Origin of the sequence: Ensifer adhaerens, assembly GCF_001270265.1 — a bacterium.
In the GTDB taxonomy this organism is placed as follows: domain Bacteria; phylum Pseudomonadota; class Alphaproteobacteria; order Rhizobiales; family Rhizobiaceae; genus Ensifer; species Ensifer adhaerens_B.
In genome coordinates this window covers 73,504-91,473 of record NZ_LGAP01000024.1, presented here as the reverse complement: position 1 = coordinate 91,473, position 17,970 = coordinate 73,504, and the positions used below count along the sequence as shown (strand labels likewise).

Annotated in this window: 15 protein-coding genes; 10 read left to right on the top strand and 5 right to left on the bottom strand. The window is 63.5% G+C overall.

Going from position 1 to position 17,970, the window contains the following annotated elements; genetic code table 11:
- Nucleotides 1-21: 21 nt before the first annotated feature.
- The 8 genes from AC244_RS25920 (at nt 22) to AC244_RS25885 (ending at nt 8,547) form a co-directional block, all read left to right on the top strand.
- A complete protein-coding gene (locus AC244_RS25920; protein ID WP_053251703.1) occupies nt 22-903 on the top strand; it encodes a carbohydrate ABC transporter permease in 882 nt (293 codons plus the stop codon).
- Nucleotides 900-1,781, top strand: coding sequence for a carbohydrate ABC transporter permease (locus tag AC244_RS25915; RefSeq protein WP_053251702.1), 882 nt, complete (start codon nt 900-902; stop codon nt 1,779-1,781). Before AC244_RS25920 ends, AC244_RS25915 begins: the two co-directional genes overlap by 4 nt.
- Before the next feature lie 4 nt (nt 1,782-1,785).
- Nucleotides 1,786-2,898, top strand: coding sequence for an ABC transporter ATP-binding protein (locus tag AC244_RS25910; RefSeq protein ID WP_053251701.1), 1,113 nt, complete (start codon nt 1,786-1,788; stop codon nt 2,896-2,898).
- Nucleotides 2,899-2,906: 8 nt separating this feature from the next.
- Nucleotides 2,907-4,406 carry an FAD-dependent oxidoreductase gene (locus AC244_RS25905; protein WP_053251700.1) on the top strand — a complete coding sequence of 500 codons (1,500 nt, stop codon included), beginning with the start codon at nt 2,907-2,909 and terminating at the stop codon, nt 4,404-4,406.
- Nucleotides 4,403-5,182, top strand: coding sequence for a 3-ketoacyl-ACP reductase (locus AC244_RS25900; RefSeq protein ID WP_053251699.1), 780 nt, complete (start codon nt 4,403-4,405; stop codon nt 5,180-5,182). The genes AC244_RS25905 and AC244_RS25900 overlap by 4 nt, the downstream gene beginning before the upstream one ends.
- Before the next feature lie 106 nt (nt 5,183-5,288).
- Entirely contained in the window at nt 5,289-6,944 is a 1,656-nt protein-coding gene (locus AC244_RS25895) for a GMC family oxidoreductase (RefSeq protein WP_053251698.1), read from the top strand.
- Between the two features lie 8 nt (nt 6,945-6,952).
- Entirely contained in the window at nt 6,953-7,270 is a 318-nt protein-coding gene (locus AC244_RS25890) for a Dabb family protein (protein WP_053251697.1), read from the top strand.
- Nucleotides 7,271-7,275: 5 nt separating this feature from the next.
- The gene (locus tag AC244_RS25885; RefSeq protein ID WP_053251719.1) at nt 7,276-8,547 is read left to right on the top strand and encodes a glycerate kinase; all 1,272 of its coding nucleotides are present in this window, start codon (nt 7,276-7,278) and stop codon (nt 8,545-8,547) included.
- A 180-nt stretch (nt 8,548-8,727) separates the two neighbouring features.
- On the opposite strand, the gene AC244_RS25880 is transcribed toward AC244_RS25885, so the two are convergent.
- A complete protein-coding gene (locus AC244_RS25880) occupies nt 8,728-10,065 on the bottom strand; it encodes an aspartate aminotransferase family protein (RefSeq protein WP_053251696.1) in 1,338 nt (445 codons plus the stop codon).
- A 152-nt stretch (nt 10,066-10,217) separates the two neighbouring features.
- Here AC244_RS25880 and AC244_RS25875 point away from each other — a divergent pair, with 152 nt between their 5' ends.
- The gene (locus tag AC244_RS25875; protein ID WP_053251695.1) at nt 10,218-10,766 is read left to right on the top strand and encodes a cupin domain-containing protein; all 549 of its coding nucleotides are present in this window, start codon (nt 10,218-10,220) and stop codon (nt 10,764-10,766) included.
- Between the two features lie 249 nt (nt 10,767-11,015).
- On the opposite strand, the gene AC244_RS25870 is transcribed toward AC244_RS25875, so the two are convergent.
- The 4 genes from AC244_RS25870 to AC244_RS25855 all read right to left on the bottom strand — a co-directional run bounded on the left by AC244_RS25870 (nt 11,016) and on the right by AC244_RS25855 (nt 16,715).
- Nucleotides 11,016-12,248: a pyridoxal phosphate-dependent aminotransferase gene (locus tag AC244_RS25870; protein ID WP_053251694.1), complete on the bottom strand. Its 1,233-nt coding sequence runs from the start codon at nt 12,246-12,248 to the stop codon at nt 11,016-11,018.
- A gap of 9 nt (nt 12,249-12,257) precedes the next feature.
- Complete coding sequence (locus AC244_RS25865; RefSeq protein WP_053251693.1) at nt 12,258-13,790, bottom strand: aldehyde dehydrogenase family protein; 1,533 nt, start codon at nt 13,788-13,790, stop codon at nt 12,258-12,260.
- A gap of 92 nt (nt 13,791-13,882) precedes the next feature.
- Nucleotides 13,883-15,304 (bottom strand): FAD-binding oxidoreductase, encoded by a 1,422-nt coding sequence (locus tag AC244_RS25860; RefSeq protein WP_053251692.1) that lies wholly within the window; start codon nt 15,302-15,304, stop codon nt 13,883-13,885.
- 10 nt (nt 15,305-15,314) lie between these two features.
- Entirely contained in the window at nt 15,315-16,715 is a 1,401-nt protein-coding gene (locus tag AC244_RS25855) for a VOC family protein (RefSeq protein WP_053251691.1), read from the bottom strand.
- A gap of 113 nt (nt 16,716-16,828) precedes the next feature.
- Here AC244_RS25855 and AC244_RS25850 point away from each other — a divergent pair, with 113 nt between their 5' ends.
- Nucleotides 16,829-17,722, top strand: coding sequence for a LysR family transcriptional regulator (locus tag AC244_RS25850; RefSeq protein ID WP_025425244.1), 894 nt, complete (start codon nt 16,829-16,831; stop codon nt 17,720-17,722).
- Nucleotides 17,723-17,970: the final 248 nt, after the last annotated feature.

Sequence of the window (17,970 nt, the reverse complement as noted above, 5' to 3'; positions counted from 1 at the left end):
CGCCAGAAGTGGTGAACGTTCATGGATAGCCGCAGTCGACTGCAGGACCTGATACCGAAGCTGGTCCTTGCCCCGAGCTTCGTTATCGTCCTGATCTTTGTTTATGGCTTCATCGCCTATACCGGCTTCCTGTCGATGACGGACAGCAAGATGCTGCCGTCCTACAATTTCGTCGGTTTCAGCAATTATCAGAAGCTCTGGGCCCTGCCGCACTGGTGGCGGGCGGTGAGCAACCTGGCGATCTTTGCGTCGCTCTACATCATCATCTGCTCGGTGCTGGGTCTTGGGCTTGCGATCCTGCTCGACCAGAAGATCCGGGCGGAAGGTTTCCTGCGGCCGATCTACCTCTATCCGATGGCGCTGTCGTTCATCGTGACCGGCACGGCCTGGAAGTGGTTTCTCGATCCCGGCATCGGCCTTGAAAACACCATGCACCTCTGGGGCTGGGAGAGCTTTTCGTTCAACTGGATCAAGGACCGCAACTACGCGATCTATTGCGTGGTGATCGCGGCCGTCTGGCAATCGACCGGCTTCATCATGGCGATGTTCCTCGCCGGCCTGCGCGGCGTCGACAACGAGATCATCAAGGCGGCGCAAATCGATGGCGCACCGACATCGACGATCTATCGTCGGATCATCATTCCGCTGATGCGGCCGGTCTTCCTCTCGGCCTTCGTCGTTCTCGCCCATCTGGCGATCAAGGCCTACGACCTGATCATCGCGCTCACCGGCGGCGGCCCCGGCCAGGCAACCGAACTGCCGGCGACCTTCATGTATTCCTACACCTTCACCCGCAACCAGATGGGCATCGGCGCCTCGTCGGCGATCATCATGCTGGTGATGATCTTCTCGATCATCGTTCCCTATCTCTACTCCGAAATCCGGGGAGGAAAACGCCCATGAGCGCCCCCAGCCCAGACAATGTCATCTCGCACAACCGCCTGACGCGGGCGCTGATCTACACGGCGCTGATCGTTTTCGCGCTCTATTCGCTGCTGCCGCTCTACGTGATGCTGGTCAACTCGCTGAAGCCGCTCGATGAGATCCGCCAGGGCGGCATGCTCAACCTGCCGCAGACGCTCACAATCGAACCCTGGCTTTCCGCCTGGTCGACGGCGCAGATCGGCGTGCAGCCGACCGGCCTGAGACCGTTCTTTATCAATTCCATCCTGATGGTGGTGCCGGCCGTGGCGATCTCGACGATCATCGGCGCGCTCAATGGCTACGTGCTGACCAAGTGGCGCTTTCCCGGTGCCAACATCTTCTTCGGCATGCTGCTGCTCTCGTGCTTCATCCCGTTCCAGATCGTGCTGATCCCGATGGCGCGCGTGCTCGGCATCATCGGCCTTGCCGGCTCGATCTGGGGCCTGATCTTCGTGCACGTGATCTACGGCCTCGGCTTCACCACGCTCTATTTCCGCAACTACTACGAGGCCTTCCCGACGGAACTCGTGCGCGCAGCGCAGATCGATGGCGCCAGCTTCTTCCAGATCTTCTGGCGGATCCTCTTGCCGTCGTCCGGCCCGATCATCGTCGTCTCGGTCATCTGGCAGTTCACCAACATCTGGAACGACTTCCTGTTCGGGGCGTCCTTCTCCGGCGCGTCCTCGACGCCGATGACGGTGGCGCTCAATAACCTCGTCAGCTCGTCGACCGGGGTCAAGGAATACAACGTTCACTTCGCGGGCGCGATTCTCGCCGCCCTGCCAACGCTCCTCGTCTACATCGTGTCCGGCCGCTACTTCGTGCGCGGGCTGATGTCCGGCGCCGTGAAAGGATAAGCCCATGTCTTTCCTCAAAATCAGCAACCTGCGCAAATCCTACGGCGCGCTCGAGATCCTGAAGGACATCAATCTGGAGATCGACGAAGGCGGGTTCCTCGTGCTCGTCGGGCCGTCCGGTTGCGGCAAGTCAACCCTGCTCAACGCCATTGCCGGCCTCGAGCCGATCACCTCGGGCGATATCGCCATCAACGGCCGGTCGGTCGCCGGGCTGCATCCGTCGAAGCGCGATATCGCCATGGTGTTCCAGTCCTATGCGCTCTATCCGAACATGACGGTCGCCGGCAACATCGCCTTCGGCATGGAAATCCGCGGCGTGCCGAAGGATGAACGCGAGAAGGCGATCAAGCAGGTCGCCGACATGCTGCAGATCGGCCATCTGCTCGATCGTAAACCAAGCCAGCTTTCCGGCGGCCAGCGCCAACGCGTCGCAATGGGCCGCGCGCTTGTGCGCAATCCGCAGGTCTTTCTCTTCGACGAGCCGCTGTCGAACCTCGACGCCAAGCTGCGCGTCGACATGCGCACCGAGATCAAGCGCCTCCATCACCGGATGAAGACGACGATCGTCTACGTCACGCACGATCAGATCGAGGCGATGACGCTGGCGACCAAGATCGCGGTGCTGAAGGACGGCGTGCTGCAGCAGTTCGGGACGCCGGCCGAAATCTACAACAACCCGGCCAACATGTTCGTCGCCGACTTCATGGGGTCGCCGGCCATGAACCTGCTGACGGCGCGCATTGAAAAGAGCGGTTCCGACGTTGCCGTCACGCTCGCGCGCCCGAACGCCGAGCCGATGAAGCTGGCGGTGCCGCATAACGGCGCACTCGCCGCCTATGCCGGCAAGGACGTCGTCTTCGGCATCCGTCCGGAAGCTTTGACCGATCCTGATGGTGCCGACCGCAATGCCAAGGCGATCGTCGAAGGCGAATGCCTGATCGAGGTGGTCGAGCCCGCCGGTTCGGACACTTTTGCGGTGACCCGTCTCGGCGGCAAGGAGGTCGTTGCCCGCCTGCGTGCCGACGCGCGCATCGCGCCCGGCCAGACATCGCAGCTCGCCTTCAATCTCGACAAGGCGGTGTTCTTCGATCCTCAGACACAGCAACGGATCGCGTGAACTGAGCCATGCCGAAAGAGCCGGATATCGTCATCATAGGGTCGGGGATCGGTGGATCGACCGTCGCTGCGGGGCTCGCCGGCTCCGGCGCCCGCATCGCCATTCTCGAACGTGGCGAACGTCTGCCCGACACACCGGAAGCGCGCAGCTACAGCTCGATCTTCGTCAAGGGCCATTTCCGGCCCAAGGAGATGTGGCGCGAAGCTGATGGCACAGAGTTCAATCCGGGAAATTTCTATTTCGTCGGCGGTAATTCCAAGCTCTTCGGCGCGGTGCTCCTGCGCTACCGTGCGGAGGATTTCACCGAGATGCAGCATCTTGGCGGCGTTTCGCCGGCGTGGCCCTTCCCCTATGACGAGTTGGAGCCGTGGTACGGCAAGGCCGAGCAATTGTTCGAGGTTCGCGGTGAATTGGGTCAGGACCCGACGGAGCCGCGCCACTCCACGCCCTATCCTCATGGCCCTGTGCCGGACGAGCCGGCCATTGCCCGCGCCCGCGCCGAATTGAAGGCGCAGGGGCTCAATCCGGCGACATTGCCGCTTGGTGTCGATATCGACACGTGGTTGGCCGGCGGACGCACGCCATGGGACGGGTTTCCCAACACCGGCACGGGCAAGAAGGATGCCGAGACCGCATCGCTCGCCTCCGCGCTGAATGACCCCAACATCGAGCTGATCACCTCCGCGCATGTCGACAGGCTGGAGGCAGGCCCGGGCGGCCGGATCGAGGCGATCCATTACACCCATAGGGGCGAGAAGAAGCGCCTGTCGCCCAAACTGGTGATCCTGTCGGCGGGGGCGATCAACTCGGCCGCGATCCTGTTGCGCTCCGGCGACAGCAAGGGGCTGGCAAATGCCTCCGACCAGGTCGGCCGCAACTTCATGAACCACAATTGCAGCGCCATGCTGGCGATCAATCCGTTCAGGCGCAACGACAGCATCTACCAGAAGACGCTGATGCTGAACGATTATTACCTGGCCGGTGGCAGGGACGGTTTGCCGCTCGGCAATGTCCAACTGCTCGGCAAGATCAACGCCGACATCCTCAAGGCCAATGCGCCTATCTGGGCGCCGCGCTTCGCATTCGACTTCATGGCCGGCCATGCGGTCGACTGGTACATGATGACGGAGGACCTGCCGAACCCGGAAAGCCGCATCATGGTCGACGATAAGGGCATCATCATGCAGTGGCGGCGCTCGAACATGGAGGCGCTTTCCGGGCTCGAAGCGAAGATGCGTGCGCATTTCAAGGCTGCAGGCTATCCGATCGTGCTTTCCCAGGCCTTCGACAAGCGCACGCCGTCGCATCAGTGCGGCACGGTGCGGATCGGCAAGGACCCGAAGGAAGCGCCGCTCGACGTCTATTGCCGCGCCTTCGATCATCCGAATCTCTTTGTCGTCGATGCCGGCTTCCTGCCGACTTCCGCCGCCGTCAATCCGGCACTGACGGTGGCAGCACAGGCGCTACGCGTCGCCGACCATATCGTTGCGAAGGAGCTGGGAGCATGACGACATCGACGCGTCCCGTGGCTGTTGTCACCGGCGGCCGACGCGGCATCGGTCTTGGTGTTGCCCGCGCGCTGGCGCGCGACGGCTTTGACATCGCGCTGACCGGCCTTGGTGCCGCGGACCAGACCACGCAGGCGACGCTCACCGAGCTATCGGCACAGGGCGGCCGCGCCATCTACCTCGAAGCCAATCTCGCTGATGCCGGCGGACATGCCACAACCGTTGCCGGCATCCGCCAGGCGCTGGGGCCGATCCGTTGTCTCGTCAACAATGCCGGCATCGCCTCCGTCGTGCGCGGTGATTTTCTCGATCTCTCGCCGGAGAATTTCGACACGATCGTCGCCACCAATCTGCGCGGCACGGTGTTCTTCACCCAGGCTGTGCTGCGCTCGATGCTCGCCGACGGTGCCGATGCGACGCCGCGTTCGATCATCAACATCACCTCGGTCTCCGCGACCATGAGTTCGCCCGAGCGGCTCGACTATTGCATGAGCAAGGCCGGGCTTGCCGCCTTCAGCCAGGGGCTCGCCTTGCGGCTGGCCGACACCGGCATCTCCGTCTTCGAAATCCGGCCGGGCGTCATCCGGTCCGACATGACCGCCGGCGTTTCGGCGAAATACGACGCCTTGATCGACGGCGGTCTGGTGCCAATGAAGCGCTGGGGCGAGCCCGAAGACATCGGCAACATCGCCGCGGGGCTTGCCAGCGGGAAATTCGGCTTCGCCACCGGCTCGGTCATCCAGGCGGATGGCGGTCTGTCGATCGGAAGACTCTAGGAAAAGTGCAGGGAATTCAGGGGCTCGCAAGGGCGAGCGGGTTTTGAATTGATCACGTCGGAAATTTGGATCGTTCCAAATTCCGTGCCGTGGAGGAAGACAGGCAATGACATACGACTACATCATCACCGGTGCCGGCCCCGCCGGCTGCGTTCTCGCCAACCGCCTCTCCGAGGATCCATCCGTGCGCGTCCTGTTGCTGGAGGCGGGCGGCGGCGACTGGAACCCGCTGTTTCATATGCCGGCCGGCTTTGCCAAGATGACCAAGGGCGTCGCCAGCTGGGGCTGGGAGACCGTGCCGCAGAAGCACATGAAGGGCAGGGTGCTGCGCTACACCCAGGCCAAGGTGATCGGCGGCGGCTCATCGATCAATGCCCAGCTCTATACCCGCGGCAATGCGGCGGACTACGACCTCTGGGCGTCCGAGGACGGTTGCGCCGGCTGGGACTATCGTAGTGTTCTCCCCTATTTCAAGCGCGCCGAAGACAACCAGCGATTCGCCGACGACTATCATTCCTATGGCGGTCCGCTCGGCGTATCGATGCCCGTTTCCACGCTGCCGATCTGCGATGCCTATATCCGCGCCGGCCAGGAACTCGGCATTCCCTACAATCACGATTTCAACGGCGGCCAGCAGGCGGGGGTCGGCTTCTACCAGCTGACGCAACGCAACCGTCGGCGTTCGAGCGCGTCGCTTGCCTATCTCTCGCCGGTCAAGGACCGCCGGAACCTGACGGTGCGCACAGGCGCGCGCGTCGCCCGGATCGTGCTCGAAGGCACACGTGCCGTCGGCGTCGAGGTGGTAACGGCGAAGGGCAGCGAAACCATCCGGGCGGAGCGGGAAGTTCTGGTCTCGTCCGGCGCCATCGGTTCGCCGAAGCTGCTGCTGCAGTCGGGCATCGGGCCGGCCGATCACCTGAAATCGGTGGGGGTGGCGGTAAAGCATGACCTGCCCGGCGTCGGTGGCAACCTTCAGGACCACCTCGACCTCTTCGTCATTTCCGAATGCACCGGCGACCATACCTATGACAACGTCGCGAAGCTGCATCGGACGCTATGGGCCGGGCTGCAATATGTGCTTTTCCGCTCCGGCCCGGTGGCATCGAGCCTGTTTGAGACCGGCGGCTTCTGGTACGCCGATCCGGACGCCCGCTCGCCGGATATCCAGTTCCACCTCGGTCTCGGCTCCGGCATCGAGGCTGGCGTCGCGCGGCTGAAGAACGCCGGGGTGACGCTCAATTCCGCCTATCTGCATCCGCGCTCGCGCGGCACAGTCCGGCTTTCCACTGCTGATCCGGCCGCAGCGCCCCTGATCGATCCGAACTACTGGGAAGATCCGCACGACCGCCGGATGTCGATCGAGGGGCTTAAGATCGCCCGCGAGATCATGCAGCAGGCAGCGCTCAAGCCCTTCGTGCTCGCCGAACGTTTGCCGGGCAACGGTGTCGTTTCCGACGAACAGTTCTTCGATTATGGCTGCGCCAACGCCAAGACCGACCACCATCCCGTCGGCACCTGCAAGATGGGCACTGACGCCATGGCCGTCGTTGGCCTCGATCTGAAAGTGCGTGGCCTTGAAGGCCTTCGCGTCTGCGACAGTTCGGTCATGCCGCGTGTTCCCTCTTGCAACACCAACGGGCCGACGATCATGATGGGCGAAAAGGGCGCCGACATCATTCGCGAGCGCCAGCCCCTGCCGCCGGCGATCTTCGCCCATGAACGAAACGATGCCCGGCCGCGTGCCCGTGCCGATATCCGCTGAGGAAAATCATGATCCGCCACTGTGTCTTCATTCGCTTCCGTCCCGAAATTTCGGCGGATGAGAAAGCGTCGATCTTCGCCGAGATCACCGCACTGAAAACCCGGCTTCCCGGGCTTCTCGCAACCTATGCCGGCGCTAACGTCAGCCCGGAGGTCGGCATGGACAAGGGTTATTCGGAAGGCTTCATCGTCGATTTCGCTGACGCGGTCGCCCGCGACGCCTATCTCGAAGACCCGGAGCACCGGCAGACCGGCGCCAAGATCGTTGCGGCCGCACAAGGCGGCATCGACGGCATTTTCGTCTACGACCTCGAAATCACGGGTTGAAGACGATGGCAGACTTCGAAGCGCGTCCCTTCCTCACCACTCTTTTCGAGGCAGCGGTGCGTGCCGCCGACCCCTACGAGGCGATCCGCGCGCATCTGCCGGAAAAGCCCAAGGGGCGAACGATCGTTGTCGGCGCCGGCAAGGCCGCAAGCCAGATGGCCGCCGCCTTCGAAAAGCTCTGGGATCACCCGCTGACCGGGACCGTCGTGGCGCGCCACGGCCCGATCGAACGATGCGAACGCATTCGCGTGCTGCAATCCGCCCATCCGGTGCCCGACGAGGCCGGTCTGCGGGCGTCGGAAGAACTGTTAAAGTTGGTGGAAGGCCTGACCGCGGACGATCTGGTCGTCGCGCTGATTTCGGGCGGTGGATCGTCACTGCTGCCGGCGCCGCCGGAGGGCTTGACGCTTGCCGACGAGATTGCCGTCAACAAGGCGCTGCTTGCGTCCGGCGCGCCGATTTCCGCGATGAACGTCGTGCGCAAGCATGTCTCGCGCATCAAGGGTGGCCGCCTGGCGGCCGCCGCCGGCCCGGCGCGTGTCGTCAGCCTCGTCGTGTCCGACGTTCCCGGCGACAATCCGGCCTTCGTCGCCTCCGGCCCGACGGTGCCGGATGGGTCGGCGGCGGAGGAAGCACTGGAGATCGTCAGCCGCTACGGCATGGTCCTGCCTGACGGTGTGATGGCCCATTTGCGATCTGACGCGGCGCGCGCGCCTGATCCATCCGACCCGGTTTTCCGCCGACACGCGTGCCACGTGATCGCGTCGGCAAGCGTGTCGCTGGAGGCCGCCGCGAGGACGGCGCAGGAATTGGGCGTTCAGGCGCGGATCCTGTCGGATGCGATCGAAGGCGAAGCGCGGGATATCGGCCGCATGCATGCGGCTTTGGCGCGCGAAGTCGCCCTGCGCAATCGCCCTTTCCAAAAGCCGGTCGTGCTCCTGTCCGGCGGCGAGACGACCGTGACGATCTCAGGCAACGATTACGGCAAAGGCGGCCGCAACGCTGAACTTTTGCTGTCGCTGGCGCTCGATATCGACGGGCTCGACGGGATCGATGCGCTGGCCGCGGACACGGATGGCATCGACGGTTCGGAGGACAATGCCGGTGCATTTGCCGATGGCGGCAGCGTCGGTCGCATGCGGGCTGCGGGTGCGGATCCGCGCGCGCATCTGGCCCGCCACGACGCCTGGTCGGCATTCTCAGCGAGCGGCGACCTTTTCGTGCCCGGTCCGACCGGAACCAACGTCAATGATTTCAGGGCGATGCTGATCCGTTAGAGCATCCTGCTTTCAGGTGGAACCTCTGCAGGAGGATACTATGCTCGAGAATCAAAGCACTAAAGCGCCGTGCATTCGGACGAACGCACGGCGCTTTAGCGAAATCGATTAGCCGGATTCCCACGCAAGACGGGCTTGCGACACCGCCGCCGAGATTTTCGGCGGCAGCGTCGTTTTGAGTTACTTGGCGCGCTTCAGCGCATCGCCGAGGATCGAGACGATTTCGCCAAAGTGTTTTTCCTCGGCGATCAGCGGCGGCGAGAAGGCGATGATGTCGCCGGTCACGCGGATCAGCAGTCCCTTCTCGAAGCAATCGACGAAGACGTCATAGGCGCGCGCACCCGGTGCGCCATCGCGCGACTGCAGCTCGATGCCGGCGATGAGGCCGATGGTGCGGATGTCGATGACATTCGGCAGACCTTTGAGCGAATGCATGGCATCGTGCCAGGCATCCTGCAGCTCGGCGGCGCGGGTCATCAGGCCCTCGTCGCGGTAGATGTCGAGCGTGGCGATGCCGGCGGCGCAGGCAGCCGGGTGGCCGGAATAGGTGTAGCCGTGGAAGAGTTCGATCTGGCTTTCCGGGCCGTGCATCAGCGCGTCGTGCACCTTGCGGCTGGCAAAGACCGCGCCCATCGGGATGGCGCCGTTGGTAAGCCCCTTGGCCGCCGTCACCAGATCCGGCGTCACGCCGAAGAAGTCGGTGGCGAATGCCGCGCCAAGACGGCCGAAGCCGGTGATGACTTCGTCGAATATCAGCAGGATGCCATGCTTGTCGCAGATGGCGCGCAGCCGTTCGAGATAGCCCTTCGGCGGGATCAGCCCGCCGGGCGAACCGGCCACCGGTTCGACGATGCAGGCGGCGATCGTCTCGGCGCCATGCAGCGCCACCAGCCGCTCGAGATCGTCGGCAAGCTCGGCGCCGTGCTCGGGCTGGCCCTTGACGAAGGCGTTCTTGGCGAGATCGTGCGTATGGCGCAGATGGTCGGAACCCGGCAGCTGCGGGAAGACACGGCGGTTGTTGAGAATGCCGCCGACCGAAATGCCGCCGAAGCCGACGCCGTGATAGCCGCGTTCCCGACCGATCAGGCGCGTGCGCGTGCCCTGGCCGATCGAGCGCTGATAGGCGATGGCCATCTTCAGCGCCGTGTCGACCGATTCCGAGCCCGAGCCGGTGAAGAACACGCGGTCGAGCTTCTGGCCTTCCGGCCCCGGCGCAATCTCGGCGAGGCGTTCGGCAAAATCGAAGGCGATCGGATGACCCATCTGGAAGGAGGGCGCGAAATCCATCGTCGACAGCTGGCGCTCGACGGCTGAGGCGATCTGGCGGCGGCCATGGCCGGCATTGACGCACCAGAGACCGGCGGTGCCGTCGAGGATCGTGCGGCCATCGGTGCTGGTGTAGTGCATGCCCTCGGCGGATGCGAGCAGGCGCGGTGCCGCCTTGAACTGCCGGTTGGCGGTAAAGGGCATCCAGTAGCTGTCGAGTACGGGGGCGTTGGGTTTGGTGTGCTGGTTCATGGCATCCTCCTGAAGGTTGGGGGATTGACGCCATGATTTGATTTGCCAAACAAGTCCTTTTCTGGTGTCCTTCAAGCCATTGAATTTTATGGAATGAGGATCGCGAAGTTGCGATATTTCGAACAACCTGAACACCACCGGGATGAACGCCCATGACCGTCGATATCGGAAACCGGCTGCGTCACCTCCGGCTGATGCACAATCTCTCGCAGCGCGAACTTGCCAAGCGGGCGGGTGTGACCAACTCGACGATCTCGCTGATCGAATCGAACGCCTCCAACCCGTCGGTCGGCGCACTGAAGCGCATCCTCGACGGCATTCCGATCGGACTTGCGGAGTTCTTCTCCTTCGAGCCGGAGCGGCCGCGCAAGGCGTTCTATGCGGCAGAGGAACTGGTCGAGATCGGCAAGGGTCCGATCTCCTATCGCCAGATCGGCGAAAACCTCTTCGGCCGCAGCCTGCAGATCCTGAAGGAGTGTTATCAGCCGGGCGCCGATACCGGAAAGGTGCCGCTGGTACATGACGGCGAGGAGGGGGGGATCGTGCTGTCGGGACGCATCGAAGTCACGGTCGACGACGAGCGGCGGATATTGGGGCCCGGGGATGCCTACTACTTCGAGAGCCGGCGGCCGCATCGGTTTCGCTGCGTCGGGCCTGTGCCTTGCGAGGTGATCAGCGCCTGCACGCCACCGACGTTTTGAGGGTGAGGGCAGGCGATCGGAAATGCCCCTCATCCCGCTGCCGCGACCTTCTCCCCGCAGGCGGGGCGAAGGGACATGCGGCGTGCTCCGCGATCCCTCTCGAACTTTGTCGGAACGCATTTTTTCCCGCGAGCCGGCGCGGATGGGAAGACCTGCCCTGCAAGTGGGAGAGGGCGGGTGCTGCACACTGTACGGTGTCCCCTCTCCCCGCAAGCGGGGAGAGGGCTAGGGTGAGGGGCTACTTCCGAGTTACGTGAGCCGCGCGCAGGCGTCTGCGATGCGCGTGAGCGCTTCCTTCAGCTCGGCTTCCGACGTCGCGTAGGAGATGCGGAAGAACGGCGACAGACCGAAGGCTGAGCCCGGCACGACGGCCACGTGGGCATCGTCGAGCAGGTAGGCGCAGAAGTCCGTATCCGTCTCGATGGTTTTGCCTGAAGGCGTGACCTTGCCGAGCATGCCTGCGCAGCCGGAGAAGGTGTAGAAGGCCCCTTCAGGGATGCGGCAGTCGAGGCCGTCGATGGCGTTGAGGCCGTTGACGACGAGATCGCGGCGGTGCTGGAAGCTGGCCGTGCGTTCCTTCAGGAAATCCTGCGGGCCGGTCAATGCGGCCACCGACGCGGCCTGGCTGACAGACGACGGGCAGGAGGTCGCCTGGCTCTGGACGACGGCCATCGCCTTGATCAGCTCGCGCGGACCACCGGCATAACCGATGCGCCAGCCGGTCATCGCATAGGCCTTGGAGACGCCGTTGACCGTCAGGGTGCGGTCCTTGAGGCGCGGTTCCAGCTGGGCCGGGGTGACGAAGCGGAAGCCGTCATAGACGATGTGCTCATACATGTCGTCGACCAGCAGCCAGACATGCGGATGCCTCAGGAGCACATCAAGCAGCGGCCGGTAGTCGGCAGCGCTGTAGGCGGCGCCCGAAGGGTTGGAGGGCGAGTTCAGGAGCACCCAGCGCGTCTTCGGCGTGATCGCCGCTTCGAGCTTGTCGGCGGTCAGCCGGAAGCCCGAAGCCGCGTCGCAGGGGATCAGCACCGGCTTGCCTTCGCAGATCTGGACGATATCCGAATAGGAGGTCCAGTACGGCGTCGGGATGACGACTTCGTCGCCTGCATTGATCGTCGCCATCATGGCGTTGAACAGGATCTGCTTGGCGCCGGTGGCAACCGTGATCTCGTCCTGTTCATAGGCGAGGCCGTTCTCGCGCTGGAACTTTTCGCGGATCGCCTTCTTCAGCTCCGGCGTGCCGTCGAGTGCGGTGTACTTGGTTTCGCCGCGCTGGATCGCCTCGCAGGCAGCCTCTTTGACATAGTCAGGCGTGTCGAAATCAGGCTCGCCTGCGCCGAGAATGATGACCGGCTTGCCCTCGCGCTTCATGCCTTGCGCGCGCGCGCCGATCTTGAGGATTTCGGATACCCCGATCGAGGAGATCCGCGAGGCGGGCTGAAAGCCCGCCTCCTTGACCGTTGCGTTGATGGTCATCGTTTGGTCCTACTCGATGTCGAAGGAAACGCCCTGCGCCAGCGGCAGAGCCTTCGAGTAGTTCACCGTGTTGGTGGCGCGGCGCATATAGGCCTTCCAGGAATCGGAGCCGGATTCGCGGCCGCCGCCGGTTTCCTTTTCACCACCGAAGGCGCCGCCGATTTCAGCGCCCGAGGTGCCGATATTGACGTTGGCGATGCCGCAATCCGAGCCGTCGACGGCGAGGAACCGTTCGGATTCCTGCATGTCGCGGGTGAAGATCGACGAGGACAGGCCGGCTGCAACCGCATTGTGGTCGGCAACGACGGCGTCGAAGTCGCTATACTTCATGACGTAGAGGATCGGCGCGAAGGTTTCCTCGAGCACCGGTCCGGCCTGCTTCGGCATTTCGACCAGGGCCGGCTTGGCGTAGTAGCCGTTGGCGTAGCCGAGTTCGACGCGTTCGCCGCCGGTGACGGTGCCGCCATGGGCCTTGGCTTCGTCGATCGCCTTCTGCATGCCGTCGAAGGCCGTCTTGTCGACCAGCGGGCCGACGAGCGCGGTGGTTTCCAGCGGGTTGCCGACCGAGACCGAGCCGTAAGCCTTCTTCAGCCGCGGAACGAGCTGGTCGTAGACGCTTTCATGGACGAACAGGCGGCGCATGGTCGTGCAGCGCTGGCCGGCGGTGCCCATGGCGCCGAAGGCGATCGCACGCAGCGCCATGTCGAGATCGGCCGACGGGCAGACGATACCGGCATTGTTGCCGCCGAGTTCGAGGATGGCGCGGGCAAAACGCTTGGCAAGGCGCGGGCCGACGTCGCGACCCATGCGGGTCGAGCCGGTGGCCGAAACCAGCGGAACCTTCGGGTTGTCGACGAGGACTTCACCGACGGTGCGGTCGCCGATCAGAATCTGCGACAGGCCTTCCGGCGCATCGCCGAAGCGGGCAAGCGCGCGTTCGAAGATAGCCTGCGATGCAAGAGCCGTGAGCGGGGTCTTTTCCGACGGCTTCCAGACGACCGAGTTGCCGCAGACGAGCGCGAGCGCCGTGTTCCACGACCAGACGGCGACCGGGAAGTTGAAGGCGGAAATGACGCCGACGACGCCGAGCGGATGCCAGGTTTCCATCATGCGGTGGCCGGGACGTTCGGTGGCGATCGTCAGACCGTAGAGCTGGCGGGAAAGACCGACTGCGAAATCGCAGATGTCGATCATTTCCTGGACTTCGCCAAGGCCTTCGGAGGTGATCTTGCCGGCTTCGATCGAAACCAGGCGGCCGAGGTCAGCCTTGAAGGTGCGCAGCTCTTCGCCGAGCAGGCGGATCAGTTCGCCGCGCTTCGGCGCCGGAACGAGGCGCCAGGCCTTGAAGGCTTCATGGGCCTTGTCGATCTTGGCAGCAGCTTCTGCGGCCGAAACCGTCTTCAGGCTGGCGATCTGCTCGCCCGTGACCGGGCTGAACGACGGCATGTCGCCGCCCGTGTAGAGTTCCTTGGCGACGCCCATCTTTTCGAGCAGCGCTGCTGCTTCCTTGGTGACGTCGATCTTCTTCGTTGCAATGTTCATTTGGTCTGACTCCCGTTTTCCTGTCTTAGATCATTGGTTAGAGCGGAATATGGGCGGAAAACCGCACACACTTTTCCTCATTCCGCTCTGGCCTATCCGAAGCGCACGCTGCCGAGTTTCCCCGGCGAGGTGAGCGTCTTCAGGCCCGCGGCCATGTCCTTGAGTTTGTTGGTTGTATAAAGGTCGTAATAGGCCTGGTTGCGGCGGCCTATCGCATGTTCCGCGCTGAAACTGCCGTGATACTCGTCGACGGCCACGGCGAAAACCCATTCTCTCAAACGCTGCTCGAACGTCGGATCGCTGATGAGCGGGCTATCCTTCGCCACCACGAGATTGAAGTGTACACCACCATCGCCGATATGGCCGAAGTCGCAGACGGTGACATCCGGAAACCTGTTCGGCATTTCCGCTTTCATATGGTCGCAGAAGGCCATGATGTCACCCCTGCGGAAGGAGACGTCGAAGGCGATCAGCTTGCCGAGGTGCTTCACGCCTTCCGAAAGTGTGTGGCGCAGCGCCCAGATTTCATGCGGTGGGCCGACGAAGGCGTCGGCGAGCGGCGCCGTCTCCATCTCCCAGATCTCGGCCAGCACCGTTTCGAGCACGGCGTCGAGCGATTGCTCGCCTTCGCGGGGTGCCCAGGTGCGGCTGATCTCGGCAAGGATGACGTAATCCGGGACATGTCCGCCCTGGAAAGGGTTCTTCAGCGACGGGACATGCGCGAACGCCGCCTTGACGGCGTTGCTCGACATGCCCTCGAAGGCCGAGAGGTAGGCGCCGAGCCGCTCTTCCATGGCGCGCAGCAGCGGCATCACATGGGCGCCGCTTGCCGGCACCAGCAGCGCCGTCGCCGTCTGCTGCGGCAGCCGCTCCAGATTGAGCACGCATTCGGTGACGATGCCGAAGGCGCCTGAAGTGCCGATGAAGAGCTGCTTCCAGTCGACGCCGGTGTTGTTCTTGCGCAGGTCGCATTGAAGATCGAGCACGCTGCCGTCCTCATCAGCGAGAACGACCGTCAGGCCCAGCGTATTGCGGCGGACGTCACCGTATTTCAGGAAGCGCGAGCCGCCGGTGTTGGTGGCGATCATGCCGCCGATGCGCGGATCCGCGCCGAGGTCGATCGGGAAGAACAGGCCATGTTCTTCCAGCCGGCGGTTGAGATCGGACAGCCGGAGCCCGGCATCGACCCGCACCGAACGGTTGTCGAGATCGAGTTCGAACGTTTTGGTGAGGCGGTCGAGGCTGAGGATCGCCTCGTTGCCGGATGCGTCCGGGGTCGAGCCGGAGACCAGACCGGTATTGCCCGATTGTGGGATCAAGGCGATGCCATGACGCACGCAATAGGCAACGGTTGCCGACGTTTCCACTGTTGTTGCCGGCCGCAGAACGACCGAGGCCCGGCCGCGATCGTAGCGCGCGCCGGTCTCGTAGGCTTCCATGTCGTCAGCGCGCGTGACCACAGCCTTGTCGCCAAGGATGCCGGTCAGCGCGTCGATGTGTACCTGTTCGATCATCGTGAACGTATCATTCCGCAGCGATGGCTGCGGTCAAGGCCCGCAGGCAGCTTTCGATCGATGCCTCTTCGATGCCGGCATAGTGATCGAACTCGTTGAGCACGGTGGCGCCGAGGTCGATCTCGAAGCGCTTCTGGTTCGGGCTTGCGACAAAGTCCTGCTGTGCGCCGTCGCCGAGGTTGGACTGGAAGATGCCCGCGGCACTGACCGGCAGGAAGTCTTCGTAGACGATGGCGTCGAACTGCACGAGGCCGTCGGCGATCAGTGCATTGATATCGCGGCGGTCGGAAATCCTGGTCTTGCGGCCCTTGTCGGTCAGCGAATAGCTGAAATAGCCAAGGCCGGCTTCGCGGATGCCTGCCCAGGTATCGGGGAAGCTTTCGAAGGCTTTGGCAAGTGCTGCTTCATATTCGCGGGCATTCGAGCCGTCGGCTGCCGGGCGCACGATCTTGCGCGAGGCTTCCAGAAGCTCGTCGTAGAGCGCGCGGCCCTTCGGGGTGAGCGCAATGCCGCGCTGCTCGATCTCGCCGAAGCGGGCGGTGTGCGAGCCGGCCTTCCACTCTCCGTCACCGTCGCGGAAGGAGACGGCCTCTTCCAGCGCCTTGAACGAGGTCTGGCGAAGCAGGATCGGGCATTTGCGGGTCGGCGGTCCTTCGACGACGGCCTTCGGGGCGATGCCGTATTCCGGCATCAGGGCCTGGACCTGGTCGATGTCCAGCGTGCGCGGCGTTAGGTGGTTGATATGCGGGCCCTTGAACGACACGACGTCGGCGATCAGCCGATGGGCGTCATGCAGGCGCTTGTACATGTCGGCGCTGACATTGGCCTTGTCGTGCCAGCGGAAGGTTTCCAGCACCTCGGAGACGAAGCGTTCGGCGTCCGCCCTGTCGAGGCCGCCGTCCCGTTCGGCTTTCTCAGCCAACTCGCCAGCGACGGGCGTAAAGATCCGACGCTCGGCAAGGATGACTTCCGATTCAGCCCGCAGGCTCTCGTCGGCGATCAGGTCCAGGCGCAGCAGCGAGGTGAAGACGCGAAAGGGGTTGCGCTTCAGAGCCGTTTCGCCAACGGGGCGGAAGGCCGTCGAGTGCACCGGCACGCCGGCGGTTGACAGATCGTAGTAGCCGACCGGATACATGCCCATGACGGCAAAGACGCGGCGCATCATCGAGAGTTCGGCGGGCGTGCCGAGACGGATCGCGCCATGGCGCTCCTCGGAAATGCGCTCGAGCGAATCCGTCGCGTCGAGGCGCTCTTTCAGCGCCGGGTCGGCATCGAGCGTATCGTCGTTGACCTTGGCGACCAGCTCCATCAGCGTGCCGTAGGCCGGCACTTCCTCGCGGTACATGACCGACATGGCTGCGGAAAAGGCCGAACGGATATCATCGGCGGATACGAAACTATTCTCTTTCACTGGGGCTCGCCTCGCGCTATGGGTGAAGGACAAGGTCATTCTCATTTCGGATCATATCCAAAGGAAGCGGCCATTGATCGCGCTGCTTGTGACTATGTTGATGCGAGGCTGGAATGAAGTTAAGCCGCAGACTGGTTCCCGACGTTACGACGCTGCAGGCTTTCGAATGCGCGGCGCGGCACGGCAGCTTCACGCAGGCGGCCGCCGAACTCAATCTGACCCAGAGCGCTGTCAGCCGTCAGATCAAGGATCTGGAGAACCAGCTCGGCGTGCTCCTGTTCGAGCGGGTGCGCCAGCGCGTCATTCTCTCGGAAGCCGGGCAGAAGTTCCTGCCCGAGGTTCGCCGCCTGCTCAACCAGACCGAAGAGCTGATGGTTCGGGCGATGGCCTCGGCACGCGCCGATTCGACGCTGTCGATCGCGTCGCTGCCGACATTCGGCAGTCGCTGGCTGGTGCCGCGCCTGCCTGATTTTCTGCGCCAGCACCCCGACACCGTGGTCAACATTGCGTCGCGGTCGGCACCCTTCGATTTTGACGAGCAGAATTTCGATATCGCCATCCACTACGGCCAGCCGGTGTGGGCGCATGCGACCTGCAGCTATCTCTGCAGCGAGATCATCGTGCCGGCGGCAAGCCCGACCTTGCTTGCGGCCAACCCGGTTGCGACGCTCGAGGATATCGTCGGTGGTCCGCTGCTGCATCTGGCGACGCGGCCCAAGCTCTGGGCGCAATGGTTCGAGGCCAACGGCATGGACGGCCGGGGCGCTTATCGCGGCAACCGCTTCGATCAGTTCTCGATGGTGATCGAGGCGGCGACGGCCGGTCTCGGTTTCGCCTTGCTGCCCCGCTATCTGATCGAGCAGGAGCTGGCAGCGGGAACATTGCGCATCGTTCTCGACCGGCCGATGCAGACGGAGAACAGTTATTATCTCGCGGTTCCGGAAGGCAAACTCGAAAACCCGATCAGTCTCGCCTTTCGCGAATGGATCACCGAACAGGTCGGCTAGGTTTTCGTCCCTAGACATGTTTCGACCGATGGCAGGAACCTTCTTCACGCCCTCGGCGTTTTGCGACGAACTGCGACCCAAAGATGCGCCGGGAAGGGGCAAAATTGATAGATAGATTTAAGGGTGCCATCGGCGGGCGCGGACTATTCCGTTTTCGCCCGATGAGAGTGTGCGCAATTCGTTCAAACTTGCGCCGCCGATCCTTGCAAGCTGTTGGCACCACGGCTAAAAAATGCCACTTTCATGCA